The 25,094-nt window shown below is 72.7% G+C and carries 24 protein-coding genes and 1 pseudogene; 16 read left to right on the forward strand and 9 right to left on the reverse strand.

What is annotated here, in order from left to right:
• Nucleotides 1-11: 11 nt before the first annotated feature.
• Together FNH09_RS21530 and FNH09_RS21535 are read right to left on the reverse strand one after the other, a co-directional pair.
• Nucleotides 12-959: a M56 family metallopeptidase gene (locus FNH09_RS21530; RefSeq protein WP_152890418.1), complete on the reverse strand. Its 948-nt coding sequence runs from the start codon at nt 957-959 to the stop codon at nt 12-14.
• A 213-nt stretch (nt 960-1,172) separates the two neighbouring features.
• Complete coding sequence (locus FNH09_RS21535) at nt 1,173-1,724, reverse strand: DUF5134 domain-containing protein (protein ID WP_162468891.1); 552 nt, start codon at nt 1,722-1,724, stop codon at nt 1,173-1,175.
• 180 nt (nt 1,725-1,904) lie between these two features.
• Here FNH09_RS21535 and FNH09_RS21540 point away from each other — a divergent pair, with 180 nt between their 5' ends.
• Nucleotides 1,905-3,644 (forward strand): FUSC family protein, encoded by a 1,740-nt coding sequence (locus FNH09_RS21540; RefSeq protein ID WP_152890422.1) that lies wholly within the window; start codon nt 1,905-1,907, stop codon nt 3,642-3,644.
• A complete protein-coding gene (locus FNH09_RS21545; RefSeq protein WP_152890425.1) occupies nt 3,641-4,207 on the forward strand; it encodes a MarR family winged helix-turn-helix transcriptional regulator in 567 nt (188 codons plus the stop codon). Before FNH09_RS21540 ends, FNH09_RS21545 begins: the two co-directional genes overlap by 4 nt.
• Nucleotides 4,208-4,848: 641 nt before the next feature.
• Here FNH09_RS21545 and FNH09_RS21550 read toward each other — a convergent pair.
• A complete protein-coding gene (locus tag FNH09_RS21550) occupies nt 4,849-5,613 on the reverse strand; it encodes a VOC family protein (protein WP_152890427.1) in 765 nt (254 codons plus the stop codon).
• 175 nt (nt 5,614-5,788) lie between these two features.
• Nucleotides 5,789-6,181: a VOC family protein gene (locus FNH09_RS21555; RefSeq protein ID WP_152890429.1), complete on the reverse strand. Its 393-nt coding sequence runs from the start codon at nt 6,179-6,181 to the stop codon at nt 5,789-5,791.
• 70 nt (nt 6,182-6,251) lie between these two features.
• Between FNH09_RS21555 and FNH09_RS21560 the strand changes: the two genes are divergently transcribed.
• The gene (locus tag FNH09_RS21560) at nt 6,252-6,797 is read left to right on the forward strand and encodes a GNAT family N-acetyltransferase (RefSeq protein ID WP_152890431.1); all 546 of its coding nucleotides are present in this window, start codon (nt 6,252-6,254) and stop codon (nt 6,795-6,797) included.
• Between the two features lie 23 nt (nt 6,798-6,820).
• On the opposite strand, the gene FNH09_RS21565 is transcribed toward FNH09_RS21560, so the two are convergent.
• A complete protein-coding gene (locus FNH09_RS21565) occupies nt 6,821-7,504 on the reverse strand; it encodes a glycerophosphodiester phosphodiesterase (RefSeq protein ID WP_152890433.1) in 684 nt (227 codons plus the stop codon).
• 422 nt (nt 7,505-7,926) lie between these two features.
• On the opposite strand from FNH09_RS21565, the gene FNH09_RS21570 reads away from it, so the two are divergent.
• From FNH09_RS21570 to FNH09_RS21590, 5 genes are all read left to right on the forward strand, one after another.
• On the forward strand, nt 7,927-9,324 hold the full coding sequence (locus FNH09_RS21570) for a DUF6421 family protein (protein ID WP_152890435.1): 1,398 nt from the start codon (nt 7,927-7,929) through the stop codon (nt 9,322-9,324).
• Between the two features lie 41 nt (nt 9,325-9,365).
• Nucleotides 9,366-10,115, forward strand: a complete 750-nt coding sequence (locus FNH09_RS21575; protein ID WP_152890480.1) for an SDR family NAD(P)-dependent oxidoreductase — start codon at nt 9,366-9,368, stop codon at nt 10,113-10,115.
• Nucleotides 10,112-11,182 carry a beta-eliminating lyase-related protein gene (locus FNH09_RS21580; protein WP_162468892.1) on the forward strand — a complete coding sequence of 357 codons (1,071 nt, stop codon included), beginning with the start codon at nt 10,112-10,114 and terminating at the stop codon, nt 11,180-11,182. The genes FNH09_RS21575 and FNH09_RS21580 overlap by 4 nt, the downstream gene beginning before the upstream one ends.
• A gap of 80 nt (nt 11,183-11,262) precedes the next feature.
• Nucleotides 11,263-11,856, forward strand: coding sequence for a transglutaminase domain-containing protein (locus tag FNH09_RS21585; protein WP_152890439.1), 594 nt, complete (start codon nt 11,263-11,265; stop codon nt 11,854-11,856).
• 8 nt (nt 11,857-11,864) lie between these two features.
• Entirely contained in the window at nt 11,865-12,557 is a 693-nt protein-coding gene (locus tag FNH09_RS21590; RefSeq protein WP_152890441.1) for a B3/B4 domain-containing protein, read from the forward strand.
• A gap of 97 nt (nt 12,558-12,654) precedes the next feature.
• Here FNH09_RS21590 and FNH09_RS21595 read toward each other — a convergent pair whose 3' ends face one another.
• A complete protein-coding gene (locus FNH09_RS21595) occupies nt 12,655-13,383 on the reverse strand; it encodes a lysophospholipid acyltransferase family protein (RefSeq protein ID WP_152890443.1) in 729 nt (242 codons plus the stop codon).
• 366 nt (nt 13,384-13,749) lie between these two features.
• On the opposite strand from FNH09_RS21595, the pseudogene FNH09_RS21600 reads away from it, so the two are divergent.
• The 4 genes and pseudogenes from FNH09_RS21600 to FNH09_RS21615 all read left to right on the forward strand — a co-directional run bounded on the left by FNH09_RS21600 (nt 13,750) and on the right by FNH09_RS21615 (nt 16,941).
• Nucleotides 13,750-14,173 (forward strand): annotated as a pseudogene (locus FNH09_RS21600) (TlpA family protein disulfide reductase).
• 234 nt (nt 14,174-14,407) lie between these two features.
• Complete coding sequence (locus FNH09_RS21605; protein ID WP_152890448.1) at nt 14,408-14,917, forward strand: flavin reductase family protein; 510 nt, start codon at nt 14,408-14,410, stop codon at nt 14,915-14,917.
• A 219-nt stretch (nt 14,918-15,136) separates the two neighbouring features.
• Nucleotides 15,137-15,925: an electron transfer flavoprotein subunit beta/FixA family protein gene (locus tag FNH09_RS21610; protein WP_162468893.1), complete on the forward strand. Its 789-nt coding sequence runs from the start codon at nt 15,137-15,139 to the stop codon at nt 15,923-15,925.
• Nucleotides 15,926-15,978: 53 nt separating this feature from the next.
• A complete protein-coding gene (locus FNH09_RS21615) occupies nt 15,979-16,941 on the forward strand; it encodes an electron transfer flavoprotein subunit alpha/FixB family protein (RefSeq protein ID WP_152890449.1) in 963 nt (320 codons plus the stop codon).
• 177 nt (nt 16,942-17,118) lie between these two features.
• On the opposite strand, the gene FNH09_RS21620 is transcribed toward FNH09_RS21615, so the two are convergent.
• A complete protein-coding gene (locus FNH09_RS21620; RefSeq protein WP_152890452.1) occupies nt 17,119-18,087 on the reverse strand; it encodes an endonuclease/exonuclease/phosphatase family protein in 969 nt (322 codons plus the stop codon).
• A gap of 181 nt (nt 18,088-18,268) precedes the next feature.
• Here FNH09_RS21620 and FNH09_RS21625 point away from each other — a divergent pair, with 181 nt between their 5' ends.
• A complete protein-coding gene (locus FNH09_RS21625; RefSeq protein WP_152890454.1) occupies nt 18,269-19,558 on the forward strand; it encodes a DUF6986 family protein in 1,290 nt (429 codons plus the stop codon).
• 51 nt (nt 19,559-19,609) lie between these two features.
• On the opposite strand, the gene FNH09_RS21630 is transcribed toward FNH09_RS21625, so the two are convergent.
• Complete coding sequence (locus FNH09_RS21630) at nt 19,610-20,647, reverse strand: substrate-binding domain-containing protein (protein ID WP_162468894.1); 1,038 nt, start codon at nt 20,645-20,647, stop codon at nt 19,610-19,612.
• A gap of 192 nt (nt 20,648-20,839) precedes the next feature.
• On the opposite strand from FNH09_RS21630, the gene FNH09_RS21635 reads away from it, so the two are divergent.
• The 3 genes from FNH09_RS21635 to FNH09_RS21645 all read left to right on the forward strand — a co-directional run bounded on the left by FNH09_RS21635 (nt 20,840) and on the right by FNH09_RS21645 (nt 23,471).
• Nucleotides 20,840-21,793, forward strand: coding sequence for an ROK family protein (locus FNH09_RS21635; RefSeq protein WP_152890458.1), 954 nt, complete (start codon nt 20,840-20,842; stop codon nt 21,791-21,793).
• 267 nt (nt 21,794-22,060) lie between these two features.
• Nucleotides 22,061-22,255: a hypothetical protein gene (locus FNH09_RS21640; RefSeq protein WP_152890461.1), complete on the forward strand. Its 195-nt coding sequence runs from the start codon at nt 22,061-22,063 to the stop codon at nt 22,253-22,255.
• 172 nt (nt 22,256-22,427) lie between these two features.
• Nucleotides 22,428-23,471, forward strand: a complete 1,044-nt coding sequence (locus FNH09_RS21645) for an NUDIX domain-containing protein (RefSeq protein ID WP_162468895.1) — start codon at nt 22,428-22,430, stop codon at nt 23,469-23,471.
• Between the two features lie 231 nt (nt 23,472-23,702).
• Here FNH09_RS21645 and FNH09_RS21650 read toward each other — a convergent pair whose 3' ends face one another.
• Complete coding sequence (locus FNH09_RS21650; RefSeq protein ID WP_152890463.1) at nt 23,703-25,058, reverse strand: dipeptidase; 1,356 nt, start codon at nt 25,056-25,058, stop codon at nt 23,703-23,705.
• Nucleotides 25,059-25,094: the final 36 nt, after the last annotated feature.

Genomic DNA, 25,094 nt, shown 5'->3' on the forward strand with positions numbered 1-25,094 from the left:
GCGGGGAGGTCCTAGCCCAGGGCCCGCAGTGCCGGTACGAGTGCCACCAGGACCGGGACCAGCGGCACCAGCGCGCCCGCCGCGGTCAGCCGCAGGCGGTGAGCGGCGGTGAGCCGGTGCGGGGGAGCGAGCAGGCGGTCGACGCGCTGCGGAACGTGGGCGTGCGGGGCCGGGCCGGGGCCGAACACGCCCCGGTCCTCGTTGAGTTCGACCAGCGCGAGGGCGGTCGTCAGCCGGCCGAAGCGACGGGAGGCCATGTCGTCGGCGGCCAGTTCGACCAGCCGGTGCATCTCGGCCTGGAACGCGGCGAACACCGGTACCTGCGGAAACCCGTTGGCCAGTGCGGCCGAGCAGTGCAGCAGCCAGTCGTGCCGGGCCTGTGCGTGGCCCTGCTCATGGGCGAGGACGGCATCGAGCCGACGCCCTTTGAGGCGGCGCAACGCACCGGTGGTGACCACGAGCCGGGGAGCCGACCCCGGCAGCCACCAGGTGTCCGGCCGCTCGCCCTCCAGCACCACGAGCCGGTCGCCGGGTGCGGTCTCGCCGGGCAGCAGCGGTGCGCGTACGAGCAGTTCGCTGCGGCGACGGCGTCGCCCGAGCCGGGCCCGGGCGACCTCACGGACCAGCATCGCGGCGCTCCACAGCCCGCCGCACGCCAGGGCCACCGCGATCAGCGCCGCGAACTTCGCCGTCCAGGGTCCCGCCGCGCCGAGCGCGTAGGCCTCCACCACCGCGCGCGGCGCCGACCCGAAGACCCGGCCGCGCACCGCCTGCCAGGCCGCCGCGGCGCTGAGGGTCATCGACAGCGCACAGCACACCAGTACGGCCACCACCACGCACTGCCACACCCACAGCGCGACCACCGGTTCCCGTTCCGTCCAGTCCGCGCGGGCGAGCAGCCGGGGGGCGAGGACGGCGGTCAGGGCGCCGAGCAGCAACAGTGCCGCGGGGACCATCATGGGAGCACCCTATGAGCGCCGTGCGGCCCAGGGGTACGGGCCGCCTCGGCAAAGTGACGCAAGCAACGATTGCGCGCGGCACGGACGTTGGCGGCTTCGCGCCATCCGCGCCGATTTCGTACGGTGCGGGGGTCCGGGGGCCTCGGTGAGCGCCCGCGGGCCCCGGCCGGGCCCCGAGGTCCGCTCCGGGGCGCCCGCCGGATGTCCGCGCGCTCAGAGCGTCAGCAGCATCGCCACCATGCCGATCCCCATCGACAGCCGGCACGCCCGCGCCAGCTCCGGCCGGTCGCCCCACCCTCCGCCCACGGCGACGCCCACGCCGGCGCCCGCGGCGGGCAGCAGCCGGACGCCGGACACCAGCACGTATCCCGCGAAGTAGAGCAGCAACACCCCGGTCACCAAGGGCAGTCCGGTTCCGCCGTGACCGTGGTGGCGGTCCGGGGCGGCAGCCATCACGACCGCCATGTACACCATGGCCGCGGTGCCCATCAGGTGGTGCAGATGGTGGGCGTCGGCCCGCGCCGCCCACAGGGCGCGCACCCCCGCCGCGCCGAACACGACCGCGTACGCGGGCCAGGCCCAGGACGGCGGGGTGAACACGGCCGCCGGAACGGCCATCGCGGCCATCCCGAAGCCCATGAGCGCCTCGCCGCCCGCGGCCCGGCGCTGCTCCTCGACCCTGCTGCGCATCCGCAGCAGGCAGTAGGCCCCGGTCGCCGCGCAGAGCGCGACCAGCAGCCAACCGGGTGACGCCGGTCCATGCACACGCGCCTCCCCGTTCCGCGGTCCTGGACGGTCGGTCAAGGGATGCCCAGGTCGGGCGGAGCGCAAGCGAGCGTAAGGGTGCACACGGGGTGCACTCGGCGGAGCACGGCAGGTCACCCGAGGTACCGACCGGGCGTCCGGAAATGATTTACAGGTAAAACACATGCTAACCTTAGGGGTATGAGCAGTGCGACCCCCACCACCCCACGCGCCCGGCGCCTCCCCCTGGCCGGTGTGCTGCGTCTCGGCCGGCCCTCCGACATCTGGTTCAAGCCCGCCCTCAGCGCGGTCGCCGCGATCGCCCCGCCCAACCTCGCCCTGCTGGCGCTCGGCCGCCTCGACCTGGCCATGTACACGATGGCCGGGTCCCTGTGCGCGCTGTACGCCCACAACCGTCCGTACGCGGCCCGTGGCCGGGTCCTGGCCCTGGTGGTGCTCGGCATGGTCGGCGGCCTGGCCGTCTCGCTGCTCGCCGCCTCGCTGACCACGAACGCCGTCGTCCTCGTCACCGTCGGCGCGCTGCTGGCCGCCGTGCAGAAGGTGCTGTGCGACGCGAGCCGGGTCGGACCGCCCGGCAACGTGGTCCTCACCTTCATCACCTCCGCCTCCCTCTTCGCCCCGCAGTCCCTCGGCCAGGTCCCCGGCCACCTCGCCCTGGCCCTGGCGGCGGGCGCCTGGGCCTGGATCGTCGGCATGGCCCCCGGGCTCGTACGCCCGCACGGCCCGGAGCGCCGGGCCACCGCCCAGGCCCTCGAAGCCGCGGCCGCGTACGCCGTCGCGGTCGGCGGCGCGGCGCGAGCGGGCGCGACCGGCGGCGGGAACGCAGGCGCAGGCGCGGGGACGGTCGCGGATGCGGGTGCCGGTCCGGCGCGGGCCCGGGCCGCGACGGCCGCCGCCGTGCACGCCGCCTGGCAGACCCTGCTCGCCGCCGGTACCCGCTCCGGGTCCCGGCGCGAGCTCGAACGGTTCGTGGTCCGCGCCGAGGTCGCGCTCGCCGCTCCCGGCGACACGCAGCCCGAGCGGCTGCGTGCCTGGGCGCGCGCCCTGCGCGGACGCGGCCCCGTGCCACAGGTCGACGACCCGGCCGCGAGCGCCGACGAACTCCTCGGTGTCGAAGCCGAACTCGGCTCCGGACAGCGGACGTTGTGGACCAGGCTCGGCCCGCTCACCCCGCTCGCCGTCCGCACCGCCGTCGGCTGCGCCCTCGCCGGATACGCGTCCCTCGCCCTCGGGGTCGGCCGCCCCTACTGGGCCCTGGTCACCGCGGCCTCCCTCTATCAGGCCAACCTCACCCTCACCTGGAGCCGGGGCGTCCAGCGCGTCGTCGGCAACCTCGTCGGGGTGCTGGTCTTCGCCGCGCTCGTCCCGCTGGCCCACCTCCACCCGGCGGCGCTCGTCCTGTGCTGCCTCGCCCTGAACTTCGGCGCGGAGGCGCTGATCAGCCGGAACTACTGGCTCGGCAGCATCTGCGTCACCCCGATGGCGCTGCTCATCACCGAGTTCGCCCGGACCCAGGACGCGGGACAGCTGATCACCGAACGGGTCCTGGACACCCTCATCGGCGCTGTGGTCGGTCTCGTCGCCGCGATCGCCGTCACCAACCGGCGCTCGGGCGACCGCCTCGAACAGGCGCTGGCCGCCTCGGAGCTCGCCCGCGAGCGCGCCGCCCGGCTCCTGGCCGAGCCGCAGACCGCCCCCGGCGCACTGGAGTCGGCCCGCCGGGGGCTGGCCGGTGCCCTGGTCGACCTGCGGGTCATCGCGGACGCGGCCGCCGGTGAGTGGTGGCAGCGCGCACTGCCCATGGAGCGGGTCGTGCTCGCCGAGCAGACCGGACACCGTACGCTCGCGGCTACGGTACGGCGCCAGGGACTGCTCCTGGACCGGCGCACGAGCGGCAGAGCGGAGGACGTACGGTCATGACGCCGATGCAGGGAAGACCGACGGAAGGGGCCGGCGCGGCCGGGACCGGCGGGGCATCGCGCGGGGACACGGTGGCCGCCGTGGTGGGACAGTGGCAGGCCGTGCACCCCGAACTCGACACCGGGCCCATGGAGATCATCGGCCGGGTCAACCGCTGTGCCGCGCTCCTGCAACAGGCCGAGGACGCCCCGCTGCGCCGGGCAGGTCTCAGCCGCCCCGAGTTCGACCTGCTCGGCGCGCTGCGCCGCACGGGGCACGAACTGACCCCCAGCGAGCTGGCCCGCGAGACGTTCTCCTCGGGCGCTGCGGTGACCAAACGCCTCAAGCAGCTCACCGAGCGCGGCCTGGTGGAGCGTCGCGGCGACACCCGCGATCGCCGCGTCGCCCATGTCCGCCTCACGGACGCCGGCCGCGACCTCGTCGACGCGATCCTGCCCGAGCAACTGGCCTACGAGTCTGCCGTGCTGGAGGTGCTAGACCCGCCGAGCCAGGGTGAACTGTCCGCGCTTTTGGCTGAGTTGCTGGGCCGGCTGGAGGGCCACATGGGCGCGCTGCGGGCCTGACGGGTCGACCGCGCTCCGGCCCGCCCGCAGCCGCCCCGACCTGGCCGCGGATACCGGCCAACGGTCCGCTCGGCCGGGGGCGGAAACACCGGGTACACCAAGTGCGGCGTACTGGTCGGCGGCACACCGCTGCCGCGGCCGCGGCAGCGTACGGCACCGCACCTTGCCGCGGTCCGCGTACGACGGCGGCCCGCGTACAGCGGCGCTCGCGCACCGCCGCGGCTGGCGTACGGCCGCCGCGGGCGCGGGAGGCCGCTCCGCCCCCAGCCGTTGCGGCGGCCTCGACGGTCCGCACGCCGCGCGCCGTACCTTCGACGGCGCCCGCGCAGGCCTGGCTTCCACGCTCCTCGCAGCCGTGGCCCTCGGTGGCCCGCGCGGTCGCAGCTTTGGCGGCCCACGCGGGCGCGGTCTGGATGCCCCGCGCAGCTGCAGCTTCGGCGGTCCAGGCAGGCGCGGCCTGGGCGTCCCGCGCGGCCGCAGCTTCGGCGGCCCAGGCAAGCACGGCCTCAACGTCCCGCGCAGCCTGACTTCGGACGCCCGTGCAGTCGTGGCTTCGGCGGCCGGCGCGGGTGTCGCCGTCCGCGTCGCCGCACCGGTGCGCGTCGCCGGGCGCGCTCGGCCCTCGGCCGGTGCCGGGTGACTCAGCCCTCGGCCGGTGCCGTGTAGACGCCGAAGACCGCGCCCTGCGGATCGCGCAGCACGGCGATCCGTCGGCCTCCCCCCATGGTGGTGGGCGCCATGAGCACGCTGCCGTCGCCGCCCGTCACGGTCGCCGCCGTCGCGTCCACGTCCTCCACCGCGAAGTACGGCAGCCAGTGGGGCGGCACCTCGGGCGGGAACTTGTCGTCCATCGCGATCATGCCGCCGAAGTCGGCCCCGTGGACGCCCCACTGGGTGTAGTGCTCGGAGGCGTTCACGGTCCAGCCGAACAGCGTCGTGTAGAAGGTCTCGGCGCGCTCGGGCGAACGGGTCAGCAACTCCACCCAGCCGAGCGAGCCGGGCGCGTTGAACAGCCCCGCGCCGGGGAACGCCCCTGCCTGCCACAGCTGGAAGGCCGCGCCGCCCGGGTCGAGGGCCACCGTGAAGCGGCCCGCGTCGAACACCTCCATCGGCCCGACCAGGACCTGTCCGCCCGCCTCCGCCAGCAGCCGCGCGGCGACGTCGGCGTCCGTCACGGCGAACGACACGTTCCACGCGACGGGCTGCGACTCCTGGTACAGGGGCGAGAGGGCGGCGACCGCCGTGTCTCCCACGTGCGCGACCGTGTAGCCGCCCGCCTCCGGCCGCGGATCCGTCTCCGACCGCCAGCCGAACACCTGCGCGTAGAACCGCTTCGCGCCCTCCAGGTCACTGGTCCCCAGTTCGGTCCAGCAGGGCCCGCCGGGCACCGGCTTGTCGAGCTTCATGGCGTTCCTTCCGATGGGGGCCCCTTCAGCACGCTAGCCCCGCCTCCGGCCACCGGCCATCCGGCACTCGGTGCCACATGCCGCTGCCGGACCCGGGCGCGCGGGCCCGCCCTAGGCCCTGTCCGACAATTCCCGCCTGCCCCGCGGGCGGACGACGGGAATTGTCGGACCGGGCCTAGATGCCCGGCCGGTAGCGCAGCGGATGCTCGGCCGGTACCTCCACCAGCACGATCCGGGTGCCGTCCGGGTCGGCGATCCACATCTCGACCAGTCCCCACGGCTCGGTCCGCGGCGGGCGTACGATCTCGACGCCTCGGGCCAGCAGCTCGGCGTGGGCCGCGGCCACGTCCGCGACCTGGAGCCACAGCCGCAGGGGAGGGGACGCCGGGGTCTCCGCGCGCCCGGAGAGCTCCAGGAAGCCGCCGCCGAGGAAGTAGACGGTGCCGCGTTCCGGGCCGGTGCCGAACTCGCGGTAGACGGCGAGGCCCAGCCGCTCGCCGTAGAAGGCGCGCGAGCCCTCCGGATCGGTGGGGCGCAGGAGTGTCCGGCTGCTCAGTACATGCACCATGCAGCCGGAGCCTACCGGCGAGCTACCCTCGTCCCTGCCGAGCCGCGCCACAGATCGGAGCAACCCGCCCATGGACACCGTCGCCACCACCGGACCGACCTTCCGCGACGCCACCGCAGCCGACGTCGACGCGTTGGTCGAGCTCGTGCAGTCCGCGTACCGAGGGGACGCCAGCCGGGCTGGCTGGACCACGGAGGCGGACATCCTCGAAGGCCGGCGGACCGACCCGGAGGGCGTGCTGGAGGTCATCACGTCGCCCGACAGCCGGCTGCTGGCGGCGGAGCGCGACGGCGAGCTGCTGGCCTGCTGCCAGATCGAGCACCGCGGTGCCTACGCCTACTTCGGCATGTTCGCGGTCCGGCCCACCCGGCAGGGCGGCGGCCTCGGCAAGACGGTCATCGCGGAGGCCGAGCGGCTGGCCCGCGAGACCTGGGGTGTCGCGGAGATGCACATGACCGTCATCTCGGTGCGCGAGGACCTCATCGCCTGGTACGAGCGCCGCGGCTACCGCCGTACGGGCCGGATGACCCCGTTCCCGTACGGCGACGAGCGCTTCGGCATCCCGCAGCGCGACGACCTGGAGTTCGAGCTGCTGGTCAAGGAGCTGACGGCCTAGCCCCGTCCCGGCCGCTTCCGCCGTCAGGCGGTGAAGCGGCCCGTGCGCTTGATGTCCGGGTAGTCGGTGGTCGCGCCGTCCAGCTGGAGGGCGCGTACCAGCCGTAGGTGGTCCTGGGTGTTCACCACCCAGCCGATGATCCTCAGGTCCGCCTCCCGCGCCCGCTCCACGATCTCCAGGGTGAGGCGGCGGATGTCGAGGCAGACCGTCGAGGCTCCGGCGTCCACGGCCCGCCGCACGATGTCGACGTCGTACCGGCTGCCGACGAGCGCGGTCCGTACGCCGGGGACGAGCCGGGCGATCTCCGTGATCGCCTCGTCGTGGAACGAGGACACCTCCACGCGCCCCAGCAGATCGAGCCTGGTCATGACCTCGGCCAGCGCCCGAGCCGCCGCCACGTCCTTGATCTCGGCCTGGAGCGGTGTGCGTACCGCGTCCAGCACCTCCTCGAAGACCGGGATCCGCTCACCGCGGCCCGCGTCCAGGCCGCGCAGTTCCGCGAGGGTCATCTCGGCGATCGGGCCGCAACCGTCGGTCGTGCGGTCCACCTCGGCGTCGTGCATGACGACGAGGGCGCCGTCCTTGCTCAGATGCAGATCGAGTTCGATGACGTCGAGGCCCGCCTGCTGGGCTGCGACGAAGGAACGAAGGGTGTTCTCGGGCTCGACACCCATGACCCCGCGATGACCGATGGTAAGGAAGTTCAAGGTTCAACTCGCTTCCGTCGACGGCGGCTCGGCGCACGCGCGGAGCAGAGGCGGACGGAGCGGACGGCACTGTCCACGCGGCAGAGCCGCAGCCTAATGGTCAGGCCGCGCGATGGACCCGCTCGTACGCGGCGCATTGGTGTGGCGTGCGGGTCCGATCCGGTCTGTGGCTCCGGGACGGCCCCCGCGGCGGGCGAGTCGCCGATGGATCTGCTCCGCGCGGTGGCCGGATCCGGTTCCCGATGTCGGGTGTGCACCTTGTTCGAGCGGGTAGCGGAAGCGTGGGCCGTTCCGGTGACGCACAGGAAAAAGTGCGGTGACATGCGGACTGTGCAGAATAATTTCCTGAGGATCCACTTGCTGGAGGGAACCTCGTATGTATACGGTCTCCTTACGTGATGTTCTCCCGTGGAGGATCGGAAATGCCGGAAATTCTTGTGCAGGTGGGTTCGGAGGAGCAGGTTCCTCCCGTGAGCAGGGTGGTTGAGCACCCGGCGTGGCCCGTGCTCAAGGATGCCGTGGAGCAGATCCGGCCATGGCAGTCGAAGGACGGTTCGATCGACTTCGACGCCGAGGGCGCGCCCGGCAGGGCCGACGCCGAACTCGCCGTCGGGCGTGTCGCCGACGCCGTCGAGGAACTCTCGCCGCTGCTCCCGCACGACGTCGCGTACCACCAGGCCCTCGTCAAGGACCTGCGCCGCTGGGCCGACGCCGGCTTCGGGGTGCCGGACTTCCTCGACTCGCTGCTGGCCTTCCAGCCCGCCGCGCGGCGCGAGGACGGCCTCCAGCACCTGGTCGTCTTCCCGATGTACACCCAGAACGGCAACCCCGACCGCAACCTCGAGGCCGTCGTCCTGCGCATGGTCTGGCCGGACTGGCTGTCCGAGCTGGAGCGCACCCGCTACGACAACCCGCTGTTCTGCGGGATCACCTTCGAGGACTTCACGGCCGGCTACGACACCAACTCCGCCGTGCTGTTCCCGGAGACCATCGCCGTCCGCGAGGCGCCGGAACGATTCACCTGGGGTGGCATCTTCTGCGACCGCGAGGCGGCCCGCTTCCGCCGCGTCACCGACGCCGCCGTCGACGTCCTGGGCCTGGAGCTGCCCGAGGACATCGCCGCCATGGTCCACGACCAGAAGCGCTGCGAAGAGGCCTTCGTCCTGTGGGACATGGTCCACGACCGCACCCACAGCCACGGCGACCTGCCCTTCGACCCGTTCATGATCAAGCAGCGCCAGCCGTTCTGGATGTACGGCCTGGAGGAGCTGCGCTGCGACCTCACCGCCTTCAAGGAGGCCGTGAAGCTGGAGGCCGACGGCGTCCCGCAGGCCCGGGACGTGCAGTACGCGGTGCTGTTCGACCGGATGTTCCGCTTCCCGGTCACCGGCGACCGGGTGCGCAACTACGACGGTCTGGGCGGCCAGCTGCTGTTCGCCTACCTCCACAAGCACGACGTCGTGCGCTGGACCGACAACAAGCTGCACATCGACTGGCAGCGCGCCCCGCAGGTCACCAACCAGCTGTGCGCCGACATCGAGCAGCTGTACCGGGACGGCATCGACCGCCCCAAGCTGGTGCACTGGTTCGCCGGGTACGAGCTGGTCTCCGGGTATCTCTCCCCGCACCCGGGCTCCACGTGGGCCAAGGGTCCGGACGCCCTGGACCTGACGCAGCCGCCGCGCCGGCTCGTGGACGACGTGCTTCCGGACGAGTTTCCGCTGAGCATGTTCTATGAGGCCCTGTCCAAGAAGCTGAAGAACGTGATCGCCTCGACCCGGGGCATCACGGCGGACGGCGCCGAGCGGGTCGCCGCGTGAGCGAGCGCGGCACCGAGAACACTGCTCAGGAGGCGAAGAACATGGTGGGGAACGGTGCTCTCAGCGGTGCTGTGATCGCGGTGGCCGGCGCGGGCGGACCCGCCGGACGTGCGGCGATGATCCGACTCGCCGAGGCGGGCGCGACCGTCGTCGGCGCCGACAACGACCCCGAGCGCCTGGCGGCGGCCGTGGACGAGGCCCGCTACGGGCACGGCGGGGCCACCGTCGTCGGAGAGACGGTCGACCTGCTGGACATCGACTCGACCCGCGACTGGGCCCGGCACGTCGAGAAGGACTTCGGCCGCGTCGACGGCGTGGTCCACCTCGTCGGCGGCTGGCGCGGCAGCGAGACCTTCACCAAGACCAGCCTGGACGACTGGGACTTCCTGGAGCTGCTGCTCGTCAAGACCGTGCAGCACACCTCCCTCGCCTTCCACGAGGCGCTCCAGCGCAGCGAGCGCGGTCGGTACGTGCTGATCAGCGCGGCGGGCGCGAGCAAGCCCACCGCGGGCAACGCCGCCTACTCCGCCGCCAAGGCCGCCGCCGAGGCCTGGACGCTGGCCCTGGCCGACTACTTCCGCAAGGCGGGCGGCGAGGCGGGGCCGACGTCCGCGGCTGCCATCCTGGTGGTGAAGGCGCTGGTGCACGACGCGATGCGCGCCGAGCGACCCAACGCGAAGTTCGCGGGCTTCACGGACGTCAAGGACCTGGCCGAGGCCATCGTCGACGTCTGGAACCGGCCCGCCGCAGAAGTGAACGGAAACCGTCTGTGGCTCACCAAGCAGCCGTGAACCCTCCGAAGACCGACGCGCGCCGCCACCACGACCCGCAGATCCGCGGATTCGCCAGCGACAACTACGCCGGAGCCCACCCGGAGGTGATGGCCGCCCTGGCCCTGGCCAACGGCGGTCACCAGGTCGCGTACGGCGAGGACGACTACACGGAGAACCTCCAGCGGATCGTCCGCAGTCACTTCGGTCCCACGGCGGAGGCGTTCCCGGTCTTCAACGGCACCGGCGCGAACGTCGTCGCGCTCCAGGCGGTCACCGACCGGTGGGGCGCGGTGATCTGCGCCGAGAGCGCCCACATCAACGTCGACGAGGGCGGCGCCCCGGAGCGGATGGGCGGCCTCAAGCTGCTCACCGTGCCCACGCCGGACGGCAAGCTCACGCCCGAGCTGATCGACCGGCAGGCGTACGGCTGGGACGACGAGCACCGGGCGATGCCGCAGGTCGTATCGATCACCCAGAGCACCGAGCTGGGCACCCTCTACACGCCGGACGAGATCCGCGCGATCTGCGACCACGCCCACGCGCACGGCATGAAGGTGCACCTGGACGGCTCCCGGATAGCCAACGCGGCCGCGTCGCTCGACATGCCCATGCGCGCGTTCACCAACGCGGTCGGCGTCGACATCCTCTCCCTGGGCGGCACGAAGAACGGCGCCCTGTTCGGCGAGGCGGTCGTCGTCATCAACCAGGACGCGGTCCGCAGCATGAAGCACCTGCGCAAGCTGTCCATGCAGCTCGCCTCCAAGATGCGCTTCGTGTCGGTGCAGCTGGAAGCCCTGCTCGCCAAGGACCTGTGGCTGCGCAACGCCCGCCACGCCAACGAGATGGCCAGGCGGCTCGCCGAGGGCGTCCGTGCCGTGCACGGGGTGGAGATCCTCTATCCGGTGCAGGCGAACGGTGTCTTCGCCCGGCTGCCGCACGACGTGAGCGAGCGCCTCCAGAAGCGGTTCCGCTTCTACTTCTGGGACGAGGCGGCCGGCGACGTGCGCTGGATGTGCGCGTTCGACACGACCGAGGAGGACGTGGACGCGTTCGTCGCGGCGCTCAAGGAGGAGATGGCGCGCTAGCGCCGGTACTGGTGCATAGATATGCGGTCGCCTGAAAAGTCATTGACTCTCGGGTGATCGCATTTCTATGCTCTGCACTCATGGAGCTGATCCAGAACACCCCAGATCTGTCCGCCTACCTGGCGGCTGACGAGGTCATCGACCACCATCATCCGCGCGTGCGGGAGACGGCCGCCCGACTCGCCGAGGGGGCGGCCGACTCGTATGCCTATGCGCAGGCGGCGTACGAGTTCGTCCGCGACACCGTTCCGCACTCCCAGGACGTCGGCGATCCGCGCGTCACCTGGCGCGCCTCCGACGTCCTGGAGCGGCGCACCGGGATCTGCTACGCCAAGGCCCATGCGCTGGCCGCGCTGCTGCGCGCCGAGGACATCCCCACCGGGTTCGCCTACCAGCGGCTGGCGGACGACGACGGTGAAGGCCATGTCGTGCACGGACTGGTCGCCGTGCGGTTCCACGGCTCCTGGCACCGGCAGGACCCGCGCGGCAACAAGCCGGGCGTGGACGCCCGGTTCTCCCTCGACGGTGAGCAGCTGGCCTTCGTCGCCGATCCGGAGTGCAGTGAGTTGGACTATCCGGTCCTGTACGCTGAACCTCACCCGGCCGTGCTGAGCGCGCTCAAGGCAGCCACCGACCGGCCGCACCTCTGGAAGACGCTCCCCACCGCACTCTGAGGCAGACGATGACCCTCTCCCTGATCGTGTCCGACGACGTGCGCGCCCTCGCGCCCGGCTTCACCTGGGTCGCCGTCGAGGCGCACGGCCTGGCCAACGGGCCCAGCACGGAAGCGAGTGCGGCGGTCCTCGACGACGCGGCCCGCCGGCTCGCGGCCCGGCTGGACGGCCGTGCCCCGCACGAGGACCCGTACATGGCGGCCTGGCGGGAGGTGTACACCGTGTTCGGCTCGAAGCCCTCGCGTACCCGCAACTCGGCCGAGGCGCTGGCCAGGCGGGCGCTGACGGACGCGGGCCTGCCGCGCGTCAACCTGTTCGTCGACCTCTACAACGCCGTCAGCGTCGCCCATCTCATCCCCGTCGGGGGAGAGGACATCGACCGCATCCAGGGCGGCATGAGCCTGGTGCGGGCCATCGGTGACGAGGACTTCCCGACCGTCTCGGGCGGCGAGGAGAGCGTCGAGCACCCCGACGCGGGCGAGGTGGTCTGGCGTGACGAGGCGGGGGTGACGTGCCGTCGCTGGAACTGGCGCCAGGGTCCGCGTACCCGGCTCACCGAGACCACCACCTCGGGCATCTTCCTGCTGGAGGGCATGGCCCCGATGCCGCTGTCCGAGGTGGAGGCGGCCGCGACCGAACTCGCCGAGCTGCTGGAGAAGTTCAGCCCCGGCGCACGGATCACGATCCGGCACGAGGGCTGACGGGCGGGCGGCAGCGGCCGCTCGGTGTCGGTGGTCCCGCCGGGCAGGCCGCGCGCACCGGCGTGTTGCGCCCCGCCCGGCCGGACGCGCGGCGGCGTCAGCGCGCCTCGGCGGCCCGCACCTCTTCGGGGGTCGGCGCCGTGCCGCCGAGGTGGGCCGGCATCCACCAGGTGTCGTCCGCGCCCTTGGGACGTACGGGATAGGCGCGCTGCGCGGCCTCCAGCAGCTCCTGGACGCGCCCGCGCAGCCGGCGCGTGATGGCGCCCGCGTACTGGTCGCGGGGGGCCTCCACCGGCTCGCCGACGCGGATGGTGATCGGGGTGTGGCTGCGCTTGAAGTTGCGCTGGTGTCCCTTGGTCCACAGTCGCTGCGTACCCCACACGGCCATCGGGACCAGCGGGACGCCCGCCTCCTGGGCCAGCCGGGCGGCACCCGACTTGAAGCTCTTCAGCGTGAACGACTGTGAGATGGTGGCCTCCGGGAAGACCCCCACGATCTCACCGGACTTCAGCGACTCCAGGGCATGCGCGTACGCCGCGTCGCCCTGCTCGCGGTCCACGGGAATGTGCTTCATGCCGCGCATCAGCGGACCGGACACCTTGTGCCGGAAGACGGACTCCTTCGCCATGAAACGAACGAGACGTTTCTGCGGCAGAGCGGCCAGACCGTCGAAGATGAAGTCCAGATAGCTGATGTGATTGCTCACCAGTACGGCGCCGCCCGAACGTGGGATGTTCTCCGACCCCTTGCAGTCGATCTTGAGGTCCCACACCTTGAACAGCGTGCGCGCGAGACCGACGACGGGGCGGTAGACCAGTTCAGCCATGGACGGGGTGGGCCCTTCCTTACTCTGCCTGGGAAGGGATCTCCCAGCCGGAAACTTACGCAGCCGTAGGTTTACGGCATCCCGCAGATCGTGCCCGAATAACGGCCGGGGAGCCAGTCCTGGTGCCCGGGTGCGGCGAGATCCTCGTCACGTCGGCCCCATGATCCACCTGCGCTTTTAACCCACCTTTACTTCGCGCGGACCGTGACGCGCCGGGTGAGCAGGTACAACTCGTCGCGCAGGCAGCACCCGAACGTGCCATTCGGGAAGGTGGCGCGAACACGGCCCCCGGTCGCCGGGAGCCCGACGCCCGCGCGAACTCGGCGTGTCGCGGGCCCGGGAATCTTTGCGGTCCCTTGAACGCTGATGCGGGTGCTGCGCCGTCATGTCGTGCGCGGGGCGGTCACCGCGAGGGCGGGTGTCCGAGGAGTGCCGCGTCGGCGGCGGAGCGGGGAGAGTGCGGGTGCGCGGGCAGGGCGACGGACAGCGGCTCGGGGCCGACCGGTTGGGCGGGGAACTCGGCGAACGGGCCACGCTCGTACAGTTCTCCAGCGCCTTCTGCGCCCCCTGCCGGGCCACCCGGCGGATCCTCGGCGAGGTGGCCGCGCTGGTCCCGGGCGTGGCCCACGTGGAGATCGACGCGGAGGCCCGACTCGAACTCGTACGCGAGCTCGGCATTCTCAAGACCCCGACCGTGCTCGTCCTGGACGCGGACGGGCGGATCGTGCGGCGCGCCGCAGGCCAGCCGCGCAAGGCGGACGTCATCGCGGCACTCGGGGAAGCCGTCTGACGGCCCCGCACCCGGCGCGGGGGGCGCACGGTGGGACACGGTGAGACATCTCCCACATGCCGGTACGCACTTGACTGTGCGTGGCACCTATCGTCAGCCTGACCGTATGCCTAGGGAACTCCTTCTCTTCGGGCGGGTGCACATCGACCTCGCCCGCACCGCGAGCGCGTGCTGTCCGGACTGTTGAGCAGTCACGGCCCCACCTCCACGCCCCTGCCGCAGAAGGACAACTCCATGACGGCCACACCCGACCTCGACGCCTCCCGCCTCGCCTCGCCCGACCTGCTGCGTTCCGTCTTCCGGCGGCACGCGGCGGGAGTCGCCGTGATCACCGCCCGTGGTGCGGCGGGGCCGGTCGGCTTCACCGCCACCTCCCTCACCTCCGTGTCCGCCGAGCCCCCGCTGCTCTCCTTCGGGATCAGTACCGGCTCCTCCAGCTGGCCGGCCGTCTCCACGGCCACCCACGTGGGCGTGCACATACTCGGCGAGCACCAGCGGGAGCTGGCCGGCACCTTCGCGCGCAGCGGCGCCGACCGGTTCGGCGCGCCGACCGCCTGGCGCGAGGGCCCCGAGGGCGTCCCCCTGCTCGACGACGTCTCCGCCTGGCTGGTGTGCCGCGTCGTCACCCGGGTGCCCGCGGGCGACCATCGCATCGTGCTGGCCGAGGTCGCCCTCGGCGATCCCACGGGCCCCGGGCGTCCGCTCGTCTACCACCAGGGCCGGTTCAACGCACTGCGTGACTGATCACAGCACCCTGCCTCTGCGAAGTCGTCGACTTCCGATTACGCTGCGTTGCGAAGGTCACAGTTCAAAGCGCTTGCTTAGCGGGAACGAACTGGGTGTACTGACGAGTAATATTTCGGTCGGAGCGCGGGCCGCCCCGACCGGGATCGGCCGCTTGTGGCGCCTATGCTGCCTGCAAGTAGGCAGCCGAAATAGAGACGATGCAGTAGGAGAGCCGGCGTGAGCTTGAGGATCGTTGTCACTGTGAAGTACGTGCCCGACGCCACTGGCGACCGGCACTTCGCCGATGACCTGACCGTGGACCGGGACGACGTGGACGGTCTGCTCTCCGAGCTCGACGAGTACGCGGTCGAGCAGGCGCTGCAGATCTCCGAGAACTCGGACGACGACGTGGAGATCACCGTCCTGACGGTGGGCCCCGAGGACGCCAAGGACGCGCTGCGCAAGGCGCTGTCGATGGGCGCCGACAAGGCCATCCACGTCGAGGACGACGACCTGCACGGCACGGACGTCATCGGCACCTCCCTGGTGCTGGCCAAGGCCATCGAGAAGGCCGGCTTCGACCTGGTCATCTCCGGCATGGCATCCACCGACGGCACCGCCGGTGTGGTCCCGGCGCTGCTGGCCGAGCGTCTGGGCGTCCCGCAGGTCACCCTGCTGTCCGAGGTGTCGGTCGAGGACGGCACGGTCAAGGGCCGCCGTGACGGCGACGCCGCCTCCGAGCAGCTGGAGGCCTCCCTTCCGGCCGTCGTGTCGGTCACCGACCAGTCGGGCGAGGCGCGTTACCCGTCCTTCAAGGGCATCATGGCCGCCAAGAAGAAGCCGGTTCAGTCCTGGGACCTGTCCGACCTGGACATCGAGGCGGACGAGGTCGGCCTGGAGGGTGCCTGGACGGCCGTCGACTCCGCGGCAGCGCGCCCCGCGCGCACCGCGGGCACCATCGTCAAGGACGAGGGCGAGGGCGGCAAGCAGCTCGCCGAGTTCCTCGCGGGCCAGAAGTTCATCTAAGGCCCCGCAGCAGCTGACCGCCCCTCAATTCATCCCCGCAGGAGAGCAATCCCATGGCTGAAGTCCTCGTCTACGTCGACCACGTGGACGGTGCCGTCCGCAAGCCCACTCTCGAGCTGCTGACGCTCGCCCGTCGGATCGGCGAGCCCGTCGCCGTCGCGCTCGGCGCCGGTGCCGAGAACACCGCCGCCACGCTCGCCGAGCACGGCGCGGTGAAGGTCCTCACGCACGACGCCGCCGAGTACGCCGACTACCTCGTCGTACCGAAGGTGGAGGCGCTCCAGGCCGCCGTCGAGGCCGTCTCCCCGGCCGCCGTGCTGGTGTCGTCCTCCGCCGAGGGCAAGGAGATCGCCGCCCGTCTGGCGCTGCGCATCGGTTCCGGCATCATCACCGACGCCGTCGACCTGGAGGCCGGCGACGAGGGCCCGGTGGCCACCCAGTCGGTGTTCGCCGCGTCCTTCACCACCAAGACCCGTGTCTCCAAGGGCACCCCGGTCATCACGGTCAAGCCCAACAGCGCCGCCGTGGAGGCCGCCCCGGCCGCCGGTGCGGTCGAGGCGCTGTCGGTGTCCTTCTCCGAGAAGGCGACCGGCACCAAGGTCACCGGCCGCACCCCGCGTGAGTCGACCGGGCGCCCGGAGCTGACCGAGGCCGCGATCGTGGTCTCCGGCGGCCGTGGCGTCAACGGTGCCGAGAACTTCGCGATCATCGAGGCCCTCGCCGACTCGCTCGGCGCGGCCGTCGGCGCCTCGCGCGCCGCGGTGGACGCGGGCTGGTACCCGCACACCAACCAGGTCGGCCAGACCGGCAAGTCGGTCTCGCCGCAGCTGTACATCGCCTCCGGCATCTCCGGCGCGATCCAGCACCGCGCCGGTATGCAGACCTCGAAGACCATCGTGGCCATCAACAAGGACCCCGAGGCCCCGATCTTCGACCTGGTCGACTACGGCGTCGTCGGCGACCTCTTCGACGTCGTCCCGCAGCTCACCGACGAGGTCAAGTCCCGCAAGGGCTGATCCGCGCCAGGCTGTCCGAGGCCCCCGTGACCACACCGGTCACGGGGGCCTCGCTCGTGCCGGGCTCAAGCCGTGCCGGGCTCAAGCCGTGCCGGGCTCAAGCCGTGCCGGGCTCAAGCCGTGCCGGGCTCAACCCGTGCCGGGCTCAAGCCGTGCCGGGCTCAACCCGTGCCGGGCTCAAGCCGTGCCGGGCGCGGCTCGGCCCAGGCTCAGCGACGCCAGCACCGGCAGATGGTCGCTCGGCCACTGGCCCCGCACCCAGAACGTGTCGACCGACTCCCGGTGCACCGTCACATCCGGCGTCGCCAGGATCCAGTCGATGCGCTCGCCGTCCGGCGTCAGCGAGCCGAAGGCGTGGAACGTCCCGTAGGCGGGCCCGCGCTGCCGCGCCGTGTCCCAGGTGTCCACGAACCCGGCGTCCAGCAGGGTGTCGTAGGCCGGGCTGCCGTGGGCCGCGGCGTTGAAGTCGCCTGTGAGCAGGACCGGGAGCCGACCGCCCAGGGCGGCGACCCGCTCGGCGATGAGGGCGGCGGCGCGCTCGCGCGCGTACTCGCTGCGGTGGTCGAGGTGGGTGTTGAGGACGTGGAACTGCCGCCCCGGATCGAGCAGATCGCGGAAGCGGACCCGGGTGACCAGCCGCGGGAAGGCGGCGCCCCAGGTGTTGGAGCCGGGCACGTCGGGGGTGTCGGAGAGGCGGAAGGTGGTGTGTTCGACCGGGGCGAGCCGACGCTTGTCGTAGTAGACGGCCACCGACTCCTCGCGGCCGTCGCCGGTGGTGCCGATCCAGGCGTAGTGCGGCCCGAGGTCGGCCTCGATGTCGCTCAACTGGGGCAACTGCCCCTCCTGGGTGCCGATGACGTGCGGGGCCGCGCGGCGCAGCAGCTCGCGCATCACCGGCCGGCGGTCCGCCCAGCTGTTGGGCTCGTCGCTGCCGGCGACCCGCAGGTTGAACGTCATGAGCCGCAACGGGGGGACGGTTCGCGCCTTCACGCGAGCGTGGCCCGCGTCCGGGCTCCCGGTCGTGCCCCCGTCCCGGGCCTCGGAGGTCCGAACGCCGCCGAGCAGGGGTACGGCGGCCACGGCGGCCGCGACGGCCACCAGGGTCCGCAGCCCCGCCCGACGGGTGGGCCCTGGGGTGATCGTCATGTGTGTCCCCTCCCCTCGGGAGCCAGGATGAAGGGGAAGACGCCTGGACGGAAGGGGGCGCAGGGGCTTGGTGAATCGCGAGGGACCGGGGCCTGGACGGGTGTTGACCCGTGGAAAGTTCGCCGGATAGGTTCATTCAACAGATTGTTGATTCCGTGCAGCGGTGGTCGGAGGATGCGAGATGGGTCGGCAGGAGAAGGTGACGACGAGCCTCGCGGGCACGGTCGGCGAGGAGATCGGCGCCTTCCTCGCGCCGGTCGACGCCGCACTGGAGCGGGACTACCCGGGCGACCCGGGCACCCGTCAGCCCGTCCACACCGTCTATGTGCCCGGGGACGTCTTCGGGGCCGGAACCGTCCGCTCGTGGGGGGACCGGGCGTTGGCCGCCCTCGACGAGCACGCGCCCGACGCGGCCGCCTTCGCCGCGGTCCTCGGCCTGGACGGCGCACTCGCCGAGGCCGTGTACGCGCGCGTGCGGACCAAGCTGGAGCGCGAGCCCGTGGAGGACCTGCGCGTCGACTTCGAGGACGGCTACGGCAGCCGTCCGGACGCCGAGGAGGACGCGGCGGCCGCCCGTGCGGCCCGTCTGATCGCGCAGGCGTACGAGGACGGCACGGCCGCCCCGTACATGGGCATCCGGATGAAGTGCCTGGAAGCCGCCGTGCGCGACCGCGGCATCCGCACCCTCGACGTCTTCCTCAGCGGCCTGGCGGAGGCCGGAGGCCTGCCCGACGGGCTCGTGCTGACCCTGCCCAAGGTCACCTACCCCGAGCAGGTCACCGCCATGGTGCGGCTCCTGGAGGCGTTCGAGAAGGCGCGCGGCCTCGCGCCCGGCCGGATCGGCTTCGAGATCCAGATCGAGACCAGCCAGGCCGTCCTCGCCGCCGACGGCACCGCCACCGTCGCCCGGCTGATCCGGGCCGCCGAAGGCCGCGCCACGGGCCTGCACTACGGCACCTTCGACTACAGCGCCTGCCTCGGTGTGTCCGCCGCCCACCAGGCGAGCGACCATCCGGCCGCCGACCATGCCAAGGCGGTCATGCAGGTCGCGGCCGCGGGCACCGGCGTACGCCTCTCGGACGGCTCCACCAACGTGCTGCCGGTCGGCCCGACCGGACAGGTCCACGACGCCTGGCGGCTGCACTACGGCCTCACCCGGCGCGCCCTGGCCCGCGCCTACTACCAGGGCTGGGACATGCACCCCGGCCACCTCCCCACCCGGTACGCGGCCGTCTTCGCCTTCTACCGGGAGGGCTTCGAGCGGACGGCGGCCCGGCTCGCCCGCTACGTCCACCGGGTCGGCGGCGACGTCATGGACGAGCCCGCGACCGCCAAGGCCCTCAGCGGCCATCTGCTGCGCGGCCTGGACTGCGGCGCGCTGGACCTGGCGGAGGTCACCGGCGCGACCGGGCTGACCCGGGCCGAGCTGGACGGCCTCGCGACGCCACGGCGCGGCGGCGGGGCGACCTGACGGCGTCGGCCCGGCGGCGCCCCCGGCCCCGGTCCCTGCGATCCCGTCCGGTCAGTCCGCCGGGGGCAGCTCGCCCGAGCCGCGGGTGATCAGACGCGTCGGCAGCTCGATGCGCTCCGGGACGATCAGCGAGCCGTCCAGTTGGCCGAACAGGCGCTCGGCGGCGGTGCGGCCGAGCACCGACGCGTCCTGGGCGACGACCGTGAGACCCGGGTGCAGCAGATCGGCGAGCTCGATGTCGTCGAACCCGACGAGAGCCACCCGGCGGGTCTGCTCGGCGAGGACCCGGATCACCGTGACGCTCACCCGGTTGTTCCCCGCGAAGACCGCCGTGACGGGGGAGGGTCCGCGGAGCATGTCCTCCGCCGCCCTGCGCACCCGCAGCGGATCGGTGACGCCCAGCGACGTCCAGGAGTCCTCCACGGGTATCCCGGCGTCCTCCATCGCGGCCAGGTAGCCGCGCAGCCGCTCGGCGGCCGTGTGGATACGGGGCATGTCGCCGATGAAGCCGATCCGGCGGTGCCCGTGCGCGATCAGGTGGGCGACCCCGTCACGGGCACCGCCGAAGTTGTCGGACAGGACGACATCGGCGTCCGTCTTCCCGGCCGGCCGGTCGACGAAGACCGTCGCGACGCCCGCCCTGATCTCCTGCTCCAGATAGCGGTGGTCGTCACCCGCGGGGATGATGACCAGCCCGTCCACCCGGCGGGCGCACAGCGCCAGCACCAGTTCCTGCTCACGGTCGGGGTCCTCGGCGCTGGAGCCGTTGATCAGCAGGGCGCCGTGCGCGCGGGCCACCTCCTCGACGGAGCGGCTGAGCGGTCCGTAGAACGGGTCGGCCAGGTCCTCCAGCACCAGGCCTATGCTCGCGGTGCGGCCCTTGCGCAGCACCCGCGCGCTGTCGTTGCGCCGGAAGCCCAGGGCGTCGATGGCCTCCTGGACCCGCCGTTCGGTCTCCGGGGTGACCCCCTGCTCGCCGTTGACGACGCGGGAGACCGTCTTCAGTCCTACCCCGGCCCGTGCGGCCACGTCCTTCATGGTCGGACGGTTGCCGTAACGGCTCTCGGATCGGCGGGGCGTGTCGGGCACGGTACGTCCTGTCCTGTCGGCCACGGGGGGTGTGCATCGCTCCACGGGCATGTATGAGGATGTGGCGTCGAGCATAGGGCCTGGACAACGTTGTCAGATGCGGGAGAGACTGTCCACCGCAATCTCGGCCCACGTCCCCCAACGCTGGACCGGCCAGCCTTTTCTCATGGTTGACGGGGAGATCCGACACTGATGCACACCCACCTCGTGGCCGCGCTCGACATCGGCGGCACCAAGATCGCCGGAGCGCTGGTCGACAGCCACGGCACGATCCTGGTGCGGGCGCAGCGCCCGACGCCCGCGCGGGAGGACGGCGACACCGTGATGCGGGCCGTCGAGGAGGTCCTCGGCGAGCTCGACGCGTCGCCGCTGTGGGGGCGCACCCGCGCCGTCGGCATCGGCAGCGCGGGTCCGGTGGACGCCGGCGCGGGCACGGTGAGCCCGGTGAACGTGCCCGGCTGGCGCGACTTCCCGCTCGTCGAACGGGTCCGGGCGACGACCGGGGGCCTGCCCGTCGAGCTGATCGGCGACGGTGTGGCGATCACCGCGGCCGAGCACTGGCAGGGCGCGGCCCGCGGCCACGCCAACGCGCTGTGCATGGTGGTCTCCACCGGCGTCGGCGGCGGTCTGGTGCTCAACGGCCAGCTCCACCCCGGCCCCACCGGCAACGCGGGCCACATCGGCCACATCAGCGTGGATCTGGACGGCGACCTGTGCCCGTGCGGCGCGCGCGGGTGCGTGGAACGCATCGCCAGCGGCCCCAACATCGCCCGCCGCGCCCTGGAGAACGGCTGGCGCCCCGGCCCGGACGGCGACACCTCCGCCGCCGCGGTGGCCGCCGCAGCGCGGGCCGGGGACCCGGTCGCCGTGGCCTCCTTCGAACGGGCGGCGCAGGCCCTGGCGGCCGGGATCGCGGCCACCGCGACGCTCGTGGAGATCGACATCGCCGTCGTCGGCGGCGGGGTGGGCAAGGCGGGGGAGGTGCTCTTCGCGCCGCTGCGCAAGGCCCTCGGCGACTACGCGACCCTGTCCTTCGTCCAGCGCCTGACCGTGGCACCGGCCCAGATGGGCACGGACGCCGGCCTGGTGGGAGCGGCCGCCGCCGCCCTCGCCGGAGCGGCGGGCACGGCGACCGCCGGGGTCTGACGGCCCCACGGAGACTGGCGGGGTCTGACGGTCCCAGGGTGACCGGCGGGGTGGACGGATCCAGGGCGACTGGCGGGGTCTGACGGTCCCAGGGTGACCGCCGGAGTGGACGGTCCCAGGGCGACTGACGGGGTGGACGGTCCCAGGGCGACCGGCGGGGTTTGACGGACTCACGGCGACCGGCGGGGCGGACGTGGCGGGGCCGTCGGGTGCGTTCGTTCGGGGAAAGGGCGTGACCCCGCGCCCCTCCGCGGAGTTGAGCCGGGCATGAAGAAGCGCAGCATGCTTGCCATCGCCTCCCTCGCCACCGGGTTCGTGGTCGCCGCGATCACCCCGTCCCACAGCGCGGCCGCCGAGGATCTGAGCGACCTGAACGTACGGGACACCGTCGGCACCCTCGACCACGTCGTGGCCGGTGAGAGCGTCGACCTCGGCGAGAACACCCTGGGGCACGGCGACTGACGGCCGCGGCGCGCGGCCGGCGCCGCTCCCCCGGACCGGCCTCCTTCGGCGACCGGTGCCGGAGCCCCGCCCCGGGGCTCCGGACCCCCGTCCGGGCACCCTCAACGGGAGCTGGTTTCCGTGGCAGGGTGGAGCGGGCAAGCCACAGGGGGCCAACGGAAGAGGGGGAACCGTGATCGTCTGGATCAACGGTGCGTTCGGCGCGGGGAAGAGCGCGACCGCGCGGGAACTGATCGAACTGATCCCGAACAGCACACTCTTCGACCCCGAGGTCATCGGGGCGGCACTCACGCATCTGCTGCCACCCAAACACCTCGCCGAGGTCGGCGACTTCCAGGACCTGCCGATCTGGCGGCGGCTCGTGATCGACACCGCGGCCGCGATGCTCGCCGAGCTCGGCGGCACCCTGGTGGTCCCCATGACACTGCTGCGCCAGGAGTACCGCGACGAGATCTTCGGTGGTCTCGCCGCCCGGCGACTGGCCGTGCGGCATGTGCTCCTCGCCCCGGCGGAAACGATCCTGCGCGAGCGCATAGCCGACCGCGAACTCCCGCCGGACCTGCCCGACGGGGAGATACGGGTACGCCAGTGGTCATACGACCACATCGAGCCCTACCGCGCCGCGCTCGCCGGCTGGCTCGCCGCCGACGCGCACCTCGTCGACACCAGCGCCCTCACCCCGTACGAGACGGCCGTCCGCGTCGCCGAGGCCGTCGGCAGCGGGGACGCGGCCACCTGTGCCATCGTGCAGACCCCCGAGCCGACGGCCGAGACGACCGCCGCGGGGGTGCTGCTCTTCGACGACCAGGACCGGGTGCTGCTGGTCGACCCCACGTACAAGGCCGGCTGGGAGTTCCCCGGCGGCGTCGTCGAACCCGGCGAGGCCCCCGCGCAGGCAGGGGTGCGCGAAGTCGCGGAGGAGACCGGGATACACCTCGACGAGATGCCCCGCCTCCTCGTCGTCGACTGGGAACGGCCCGTGCCGCCCGGCTACGGCGGGCTGCGGCTGCTCTTCGACGGCGGCCGCCTCGACCCCGACCGCGCCGCCGGACTGCTGCTGCCCGGCCCCGAACTGCGCGCCTGGCGCTTCGCCAGCGAACAGGAGGCCGCCGACCTGCTCCCGCCCGTCCGGTATGAGCGGCTGCGCTGGGCCCTGCGCGCGAAGGAACGCGGCGCGGCCCTGTACCTGGAGGCGGGCACACCGGTCGGCGGCTGACGTACGGCCCGGTGCCGCGGTGCGCGGTTGACGTACGGCCCGCTACAGCGGTTGGTGACCGACGTACGGCCCGCTACAGCGGTCGGTGACCGACGTACGGCCCGGTGACGCGGTCGGCGGGCGACGTGCGGCCCGGGAGGGCGGCCGCCGACGCGCGCCCTCCCGCGGGTGTCGCGGTGGGCCCCGGAATTCGCCTCGTGGCGAGGGGCCCACCGGCGCGGGCCGGGTGGATCAGCCGGCCGCGTAGTTCAGCAGGAACAGCGCCTCGGCCACCGACAGCCGCTCCAGCTCCTCGGGGGACACGCTCTCGTCCACCGCGTGGATCTGCGCCTCCGGCTCGCTCAGACCGATGAGCAGGATCTCCGCCTCCGGGTAGAGGGACGCCAGGGTGTTGCACAGCGGGATGGAGCCGCCCTGGCCGGCGTACTGCATCTGCTGACCCGGGTACGCCACCGTCATCGCCTCGGCCATCGCCGTGTACGCCGGGCTGGCCGTCTCGGCGCTGAACGCCTGACCCTGGCCGACCTGCTCCGTGCGCACCCGCGCACCCCACGGCGTGTGCGTCTCCAGGTGGGCCTGGAGCAGCTTCGTCGCCTCGACCGCGTCGACGCCCGGCGGCACCCGCAGGCTCACCTTGGCCCGGGCGCTCGCCTGCACGGACGGGGTCGCGCCGACGACCGGCGGGCAGTCGATGCCCAGCACCGTGACGGCCGGACGGGCCCAGATGCGGTCGGCGACCGTGCCGGAGCCGATCAGCCCGACGCCGTCGAGCACCTTGGCGTCCTTGCGGAACTGCTCCTCGTCGTACTGGAGGCCGTCCCACGGGGACGTCGGGGCGAGCCCGTCGACCGTCGTCGAACCGTCCTCGGCGCGCAGCGAGTCCAGTACGCGGACGAGCGCGGCCAGCGCGTCGGGCGCGGCGCCGCCGAACTGGCCCGAGTGCAGGTTGCCCTCCAGCGTGTCGACCTGCACGTTGAGCATCGTCATGCCGCGCAGCGTGGTGGTGACGGTCGGCAGGCCGACGCGGAAGTTGCCCGCGTCGCCGATGACGATCGTGTCGGCGGCCAGCAGCTCCGGGTGTTGTTCGGCGTACCGCTCCAGGCCGCCCGTGCCCATCTCCTCCGAGCCCTCGGCGATCACCTTGACGTGCACCGGGACACCGCCGTTCGCCTTCAGCGCACGCAGGGCGAGCAGGTGCATGATCACGCCGCCCTTGCAGTCGGCGGCGCCGCGGCCGTACCAACGGCCGTCGCGCTCGGTCAGTTCGAACGGCGGGGTGGACCAGGCGGCCTCGTCCAGCGGCGGCTGCACGTCGTAGTGGGCGTACAGCAGGACGGTCCTGGCACCCTCCGGGCCGGGCAGGTAGCCGTAGACCGACTGCGTGCCGTCGGGGGTGTCGAGCAGTTCCACGTCCGTGAAGCCCTCGGCGCGCAGGGCGTCGGCGATCCAGTTCGCGGCGCCCTCGCTCTCGCTCTTGGGGAACTGGTCGAAGTCCGCCACCGACTTGAAAGCCACCAGTTCGGTGAGCTCCGCCTTCGCCCTGGGCATCAGCGAGGCGACGGTCTCGGCGACCGGATTCGACGACATGGGCACGCTCCTGGTGGGTGCGACGTTGTACGTGTG

This window comes from Streptomyces adustus, from assembly GCF_009377175.1.
Classification (GTDB): Bacteria; Actinomycetota; Actinomycetes; order Streptomycetales; family Streptomycetaceae; genus Streptomyces; species Streptomyces adustus.